This window comes from Bradyrhizobium sp. AT1, assembly GCF_001590795.1.
Taxonomy (GTDB): Bacteria; Pseudomonadota; Alphaproteobacteria; order Rhizobiales; family Xanthobacteraceae; genus Bradyrhizobium.
Genome location: NZ_JXDL01000001.1, coordinates 1,425,650 through 1,432,129 on the forward strand (window position 1 = coordinate 1,425,650; position 6,480 = coordinate 1,432,129).

5 protein-coding genes are annotated in these 6,480 nt (G+C 65.2%); 3 read left to right on the top strand and 2 right to left on the bottom strand.

What is annotated here, in order from left to right; translation table 11 throughout:
- The first annotated feature begins 659 nt into the window (after nt 1-659).
- Complete coding sequence (locus SE92_RS06775; protein WP_063195034.1) at nt 660-2,528, top strand: alkaline phosphatase family protein; 1,869 nt, start codon at nt 660-662, stop codon at nt 2,526-2,528.
- A 39-nt stretch (nt 2,529-2,567) separates the two neighbouring features.
- Here the strand turns inward: SE92_RS06775 and SE92_RS06780 are convergent, their stop codons facing one another.
- A complete protein-coding gene (locus SE92_RS06780) occupies nt 2,568-3,140 on the bottom strand; it encodes a hypothetical protein (protein WP_063195035.1) in 573 nt (190 codons plus the stop codon).
- 392 nt (nt 3,141-3,532) lie between these two features.
- Here SE92_RS06780 and SE92_RS06785 point away from each other — a divergent pair, with 392 nt between their 5' ends.
- Nucleotides 3,533-4,192, top strand: a complete 660-nt coding sequence (locus SE92_RS06785) for a peroxiredoxin (RefSeq protein WP_063195036.1) — start codon at nt 3,533-3,535, stop codon at nt 4,190-4,192.
- A gap of 56 nt (nt 4,193-4,248) precedes the next feature.
- On the opposite strand, the gene SE92_RS06790 is transcribed toward SE92_RS06785, so the two are convergent.
- A complete protein-coding gene (locus SE92_RS06790) occupies nt 4,249-5,979 on the bottom strand; it encodes a methyl-accepting chemotaxis protein (protein WP_063195037.1) in 1,731 nt (576 codons plus the stop codon).
- 169 nt (nt 5,980-6,148) lie between these two features.
- Here SE92_RS06790 and SE92_RS06795 point away from each other — a divergent pair.
- Nucleotides 6,149-6,480, top strand: a 332-nt coding sequence (locus SE92_RS06795; protein WP_245324801.1) for a deoxyribodipyrimidine photo-lyase, incomplete at its 3' end; no start/stop codon positions are given.

A 6,480-nucleotide genomic window follows, 5' to 3' on the forward strand; every position in this document is an offset into this window, starting at 1 on the left:
GTTCAATCGAGGGCAAGGCAACGAAGCAAAGCTCGGGCGAGATGAGCCGCGAGGATGCGAAGCCGTGTCTGCGGGCGCCATGCGAGTATCGAATGTTGCCGCATTGCATCGTCTCAGACCGTCACCCTGGGGCGGCCGCTTCTTCAGCGGCCCTCGAAGGGCGACAGCCCGGCTGCACCAGCCCGGCCGTTCATCCTTCGAGGCTCCGCATGCGATGCATTCGCATCGCACGCCTCGCACCTCAGGATGACGGGACGGATAGTGTCGGTGCGGAACGATTGTGGATTGCTTTCGCCTTCGCCAAGAGGCTTCGGCGGACAAGTCGCTGCGCTCGCAATGACGGTGTTGAGACGGTGCGTGTTCAAACGATGGTCTCGTGCCCCGGACGCAGCGCAGCGCCCTCTTCGGCGGTGCGCTGCAGAGCCGGGGCCCATGTTGCAGCAAACGCTAGGCGTCTTGGGTCCCGGCTCTGCGCAGCAGCGCAAGAACGTTGCAGCGCGTCCGGGACACGAGACCGAGCCCCCTCCCCAGCCCTCTTGCAGATGTTACAGGCCTTGTAACAAAACGGTCACGCAGCGAAACTAAACGAACCGGGGACCGCGGGTTGCGGCCCCGGGGGCCGCGGCTTTGCGGCCATGCCGCCTCGCAGGGAGATTTCGATGCGCCGTTCACTGGTGTTGCTGTCCGCCGGACTGACAGTGCTATCCACCGGATTTGCCTCCGCTGAGAATAACACGCCGCGCAACCTGATCCTGTTCATTCCGGACGGCCTGCGCGCGCTGAAGGTCAATCCCGACACGGCCCCCGCCATGGCCGAGATCCGCGACAAGGGCGTCAACTTCAAGAACTCGCACTCGCTGTTCCCGACCTTCACCATGGCCAACGGCTCGGCGATGTCGACCGGCCATTATCTCGGCGACACCGGCGTGTTCTCCAACACGATCTGGACCAACTACACCTCCGCCCCCGCCGGCGACACCGTGGTCCCCTTCATCGAGAACGACGCCGTGCTCGGCGACATCGACGAGCATTTCAAGGGCGACTATCTCAACGAGGAGACCATTCTGAAGATGGCCCGCGACAAGGGCCTCAGCACCGCGGCGATCGGCAAGGTCGGCCCGACCTACCAGTTCGACCACACCGACAAGCCCGAAAAGGCCGGCCTGCATTCGGTCGTGTTCGACGATTCCACGGGCGGCAAGAACGGCGTGGGGCTGTCGGACGAGGTGAAGGACGCGCTGACCAAGGCCGGCCTGCCCACCGCCACGCCGCCGCGCGGTGACAATTCCAAGGCGGGCGATGCCAAGACGCCCGGGACCACGGTCGCCAACATCGCCCAGCAGGCCTATTTCGCCGACGTCGCCACCAAGGTGGTGCTGCCGATGTTCAAGGCGCGCAACAAGCCGTTCGTGCTGGTGTTCTGGTCGCGCGACCCCGACGGCAGCCAGCACAACACCGGCGACAGCCTCAACCAGATCAAGCCCGGCATCAACGGCCCGACCTCGATGGCCGGCATCAAGAACGCCGACACCAACCTCGCCCAGCTCCGCAAGGCGCTCGACGAGCTCGGGCTCGCCGCATCGACCAACATCATCGTCTCCGCCGACCATGGCTTCTCCACCATCTCCAAGGAGAGCAAGACCAGCCCCTCGGCCAAGGTCAGCTACGACGACACGCCGAAGGACTTTTTGCCAATGGGCTTCCTGGCGCTCGACCTCGCCAAGGCGCTCGACCTGCCGCTGTTCGACCCCAACGACAAGAACGCGAAGGTCGAAGGCAACAAGCATCCCAAGGCCGGCAACGGCGTGCTCGGCAAGGATCCCACCAAGCCCGATCTCGTCGTCGCCACCAATGGCGGCTCCGACCTGATCTATCTGCCGAACAAGGACAAGAAGCTGGCGGCGAAAACCATCAAGGCGCTGCTCGAGCAGGACTACGTCTCCGGCCTGTTCGTCGAGGACTCGCTCGGCCGCTTCCCCGGCACCTTGCCGCTGTCGGCCATCAACCTGCGCGGCAACTCCGCGACGCCGACGCCGTCGATCGTCGTCAACTTCCGCTCCTATGCCAGCGATTGCGGCGAGGCCCCGACCAACTGCTCGGTGCAGGTCGCCGACACCGTGCTGCGCCAGGGCCAGGGCATGCATGGCAGTTTCAGCCGCGGCGACACCATGAACTTCATGGCCGCGATCGGTCCGGATTTCAAAGCCGGCTTCGTCGACGAGCTGCCGGTCAGCAATGCGGATGTCGGCATGACGGCCGCCCGGCTGATGGGCCTGCGCGCGACGCAGAAGGGAGAGTTGGTCGGCCGCGTGATGTCGGAAGCCATGCCCAACGGCCCCGTGCCGAAGGCCTATGCCGGCACGATGAAATCCAAGCCGGCCGAAGGCGGCCTGACCACCGTCCTGAACTTCCAGCGCGTCGGCAGCCAGCGCTATTTCGACGCCGCCGGCTTCCCCGGCCGCACGCTGGGGCTCGAGGTGGATCATCTCGGGATGGAGACCGGCAAACAAAAAACGGCGGGGAAATAACCCCGCCGCTCGGATGCTCCTCGTGAGAGGCGCGCGATGTTACATCCCGATGTCGAACACGTTCGGCAATTGGCCGGCCAGAGGCAGCGCGGTGGCGCCGAGGAACGTCGCCACCATCGCCATCAGGCGGCGGTTGTTGTGGCGCTTGCCGCGCATCTGGCCGGCGATCCACTCCAGCATCTCGCTGTTGACCTTGGAGGCATAGGACGGCGCCCAGCTCTCGATGTCGGTGTCGGCCGACAGCGCGACGCTGCGCGGCGGCACCTTCAGGCCCGAGGCGCTCGCGGCGTAATGGGCAACGGCCTTGGCGAGCAAATCGTCGAAACGGCCGCCATCGGTACGCTCGGTCGCGGCCTCGTTGATCTCGAACAGCACTTCAGCCTCAGTGCGGCTGACCGGCTGCTCGTTGACGGCCGTCGCGGTCAGGATGCGCGTGCACCAAGCAGTGTCGTCGGCATCCAGCGAACGGGAGAAATGGACCCGGCCCTTGGTGGTCGGGCCTTCGCCCGTGATCACGCCATCGCGCACGATGCTCAGCGCATGGGCCGCGGTATCGCGGCAGGACGGTTCCAGGGACGGCGATTCGACAGATTTGGGCGCAGCGGCAGACATAGTTCACTTCCAGACTTCTTCTGATCGGCCAGCATTTTCATGCCGGCGTAAAGGGGTGGTTAACGATTCGATACGGCGATCGCGACTTTTCGAGATGGTTGCCAATTGGTCGCTATCAGGACCGCTTTGGTTCTGGGCCCGCCGGGTGAGCGTGATGAAAGTCATAAAAGGCGTAATCGGGGCGAGCGAGACCGTGTGACCCCGGATGGAGATGTTTCGCCGCAGCTGCGGCCGTAACAATAAGTTGCTAGGAAATCGGCCCTTCGGGGGAGGAATTCACATTTTACTTGAGCCAGTTCAGTTGGCGTTCACTTGGCCTCTCAAGCCCTCTATATTGCAGCTGACGGCAAGAGACGAATTTCCTATTAGATTCAATGCGATGAGGTAAAATCATGACACTTCCGATCGGCGCCACTGCACCCGACTTCGAAGCCGAGACCACCGAAGGGAAGATCAAGTTCCACGACTGGATCGGCAACAGCTGGGCGCTGCTGTTCTCGCATCCGAAGGACTTCACGCCGGTTTGCACCACCGAGCTCGGCGCGCTCGCCAAGCTGAAGCCGGAATTCGACAAGCGCGGCGTCAAGCTGATGGGGCTTTCGGTCGATCCGGTCGACAACCATGCCCGATGGTCGGAAGACATCAAGGAGACGCAGGGCGCAGCGCCCAATTACCCGATGATCGGCGACACCGATTACAACGTCTCGAAGCTCTACGGCATGCTGCCGGCCGCCATCTCGGGCGATCCCGCCACCCGCACCGCCGCCGACAACCAGACCGTCCGCAACGTCTTCGTCATCGGGCCGGACAAGAAGATCAAGCTGGTGCTGGTCTATCCGATGACCACGGGCCGGAACTTCCAGGAGATCCTGCGCGTCATCGACTCGCTGCAGCTCACCGCCAAGCATCGCGTCGCGACGCCGGCCGACTGGACGCAAGGGCAAGACGTCATCATCGCGGGCTCGGTCTCCAATGACGAAGCCAAGACGATCTACCCGCAAGGCTGGAAGGAGCCGAAGCCCTACATCCGCATCGTGCCGCAGCCGAAATAGCTGAGGGTCATTCCGGGGGCGGTCCGCAGGACCGAACCCGGAATGACAGCGCGGGATTAGGCCGCCCGCACGCGGTCGAGGAACCTGTCGACCTCAGCCTTCAGCTGCAGGCTCTCGCCCGACAGCGCCTGTGCGGAGACGAACATCCGGCTCGAGGTCTCGCCGGTCTCGCTCGCGCCCTTGGCGGCGTGACGGACGTTGACGGCGACATCCGCCGTGCCCGACACCGCAGCGCGAACGCTGGCCACGATGTTGTGGGTCGCGCTCTTTTGCTGCTCGACCGCTGCCGAGATCGAGCCCGCGATACCGCTGATGCGCTCGATGGTCTGGCTGATCGCCTTGATGGCGGCGACCGATTCCTCGGTCGCGAGCTGCATGCTCTCGATCTGGTTCGAAATCTCGTCGGTCGCTTTCGCAGTCTGGCCGGCCAGCGTCTTGACCTCCTGGGCCACCACCGCGAAGCCGCGGCCGGCATCGCCCGCGCGCGCGGCCTCGATGGTGGCGTTCAGCGCCAGCAGGTTGGTCTGCTCGGCGATCGAGGTGATCAGCTTGACGACGTCGCCGATGCGCGCGCCCGCCTCCGAGAGCTGGGCGATGCGCTGGTCGGTCGCCTCGGCCTGCTGCACCGCCTCGGCGGAAATCGCGTTCGATTCCTGCACGCGCCGCGTGATTTCCGAGATCGATTGCGACAGCTCGTCGGAGGCCGACGCCGCCGAACGGACGTGCTCGGAGGCATTTTCGGAGGCACCGGCGGACTGAGCCGACAGATCGGCGGTGGAGCGTGCGACGTCGGTGAGCTGCCGCGCCGCGCGCTCGAACTCGCCCGACGAGGTCAGCACCTTGTCGAGGACACCGCCGACGCTGCCCCGGAATTCCTCGACGAAGTTGCGCAGGTCGGATTTGCGCTGCTCGGCCGCCGCGGCTGTGGCAGCCGCCTGCTCGCTGCGCATGCGCGCCCGCTCCAGCGAATTGCTCTTGAACACCGCGACCGTGCGGGCGATCTCGCCGATCTCGTCGGCGCGATCCTCGCATTCGATCGCGACGTCGCTCTGGCCGTTGGCGAGCGCGGTGAGCGAGCGCGTGACCGAAGTGAGCGGCCGGGTGACGCGGCGGACGAGCAGCAAGGTCAGAACCAGCACCAGAAGCGCGGCGAGGCCGGCGGCCGCCGCCATGCTCTGGATGGCGTGGGCCAGCATGCTCTCATACTGGGTCATGGGAATGCCGACATAGAGAATGCCGACGACCTTGCCAGCCCCGTCCGCGATCGGGAAATAGGCGGTCATGAACGACTTGCCGAACAGCGTGGCCGGCCCCTTATAGGCCTCACCCCGGCGCAGCGGCGCCTGCCCCGGATGGTCGGCGGCAAGCTGGGTGCCGACGGCGCGGTCGCCATTTTCCTTTTTCACGTTCGTGGAGCGGCGCACGAACTGCCCGCTGGCATCGTCGAACACGAACAGGGTCGCGTTGCCCCCGACATAGGACACGGCACGATCGACGATGGCGTGATCGGCGAAGTCGGGCATCTTGGGGATCTCGGCGCGCGCCACCGCGCCATCCCGCATCGTGACCTTGGCGGCCGGAACGGTCTCGGTGAAAGCTAGCGCCAGGGTGCGCAGATTGACCTCGATGTCGCGCAATGCGCGGTCATTGAAGGCGGACGTCAGCGACCAATAGCCGGCGCCGACCACGAGCGCCGTGTTCACGGCGATCAGCAGCACGGCACACAGGACCGCCTTGGTGCCGAGCTTGAACTGCGGCAGGACCTTCGCCGTTAGAATGTTGGACATGAATGGAATGACCCCCGTAATTCCTGCATAATCGTGCAGTCGGCTTACGGTAAAATTAACGACGGTTCACACCACCGCGACCGCCATGCTTTCCAAATCGTAAACGAGGCCCTCACTGACCCCGCCAAGCGCACCGCCCGTCATCGTCTGGTTCCGCGATGACCTTCGTCTGTCCGACCACCCCGCCCTCCACGCCGCGGCGAAAACCGGTGCACCGGTGCTCTGCCTGTTCGTCCTCGACGACAGCGCCGGGCGGCCACCCGGCGCCGCAACGCGCTGGTGGCTGGCGCAATCGCTGCGCGCGCTCGGTGCCGTGATCGCCGCGCGCGGCGGATCGCTCGTGCTGCGCAAGGGGCCGGCAGCCAAGGCCATCCCCGACTTGGCGCGCGAGAGCGGCGCCCGCGCCGTGTACTGGAACGCGATCGCGCAGGCGCCGCATCGGGCGATTGAGCGACAGCTCGAAGCTGCGCTGGCAAAACACGGCGTGGACTCGCAAAGCTT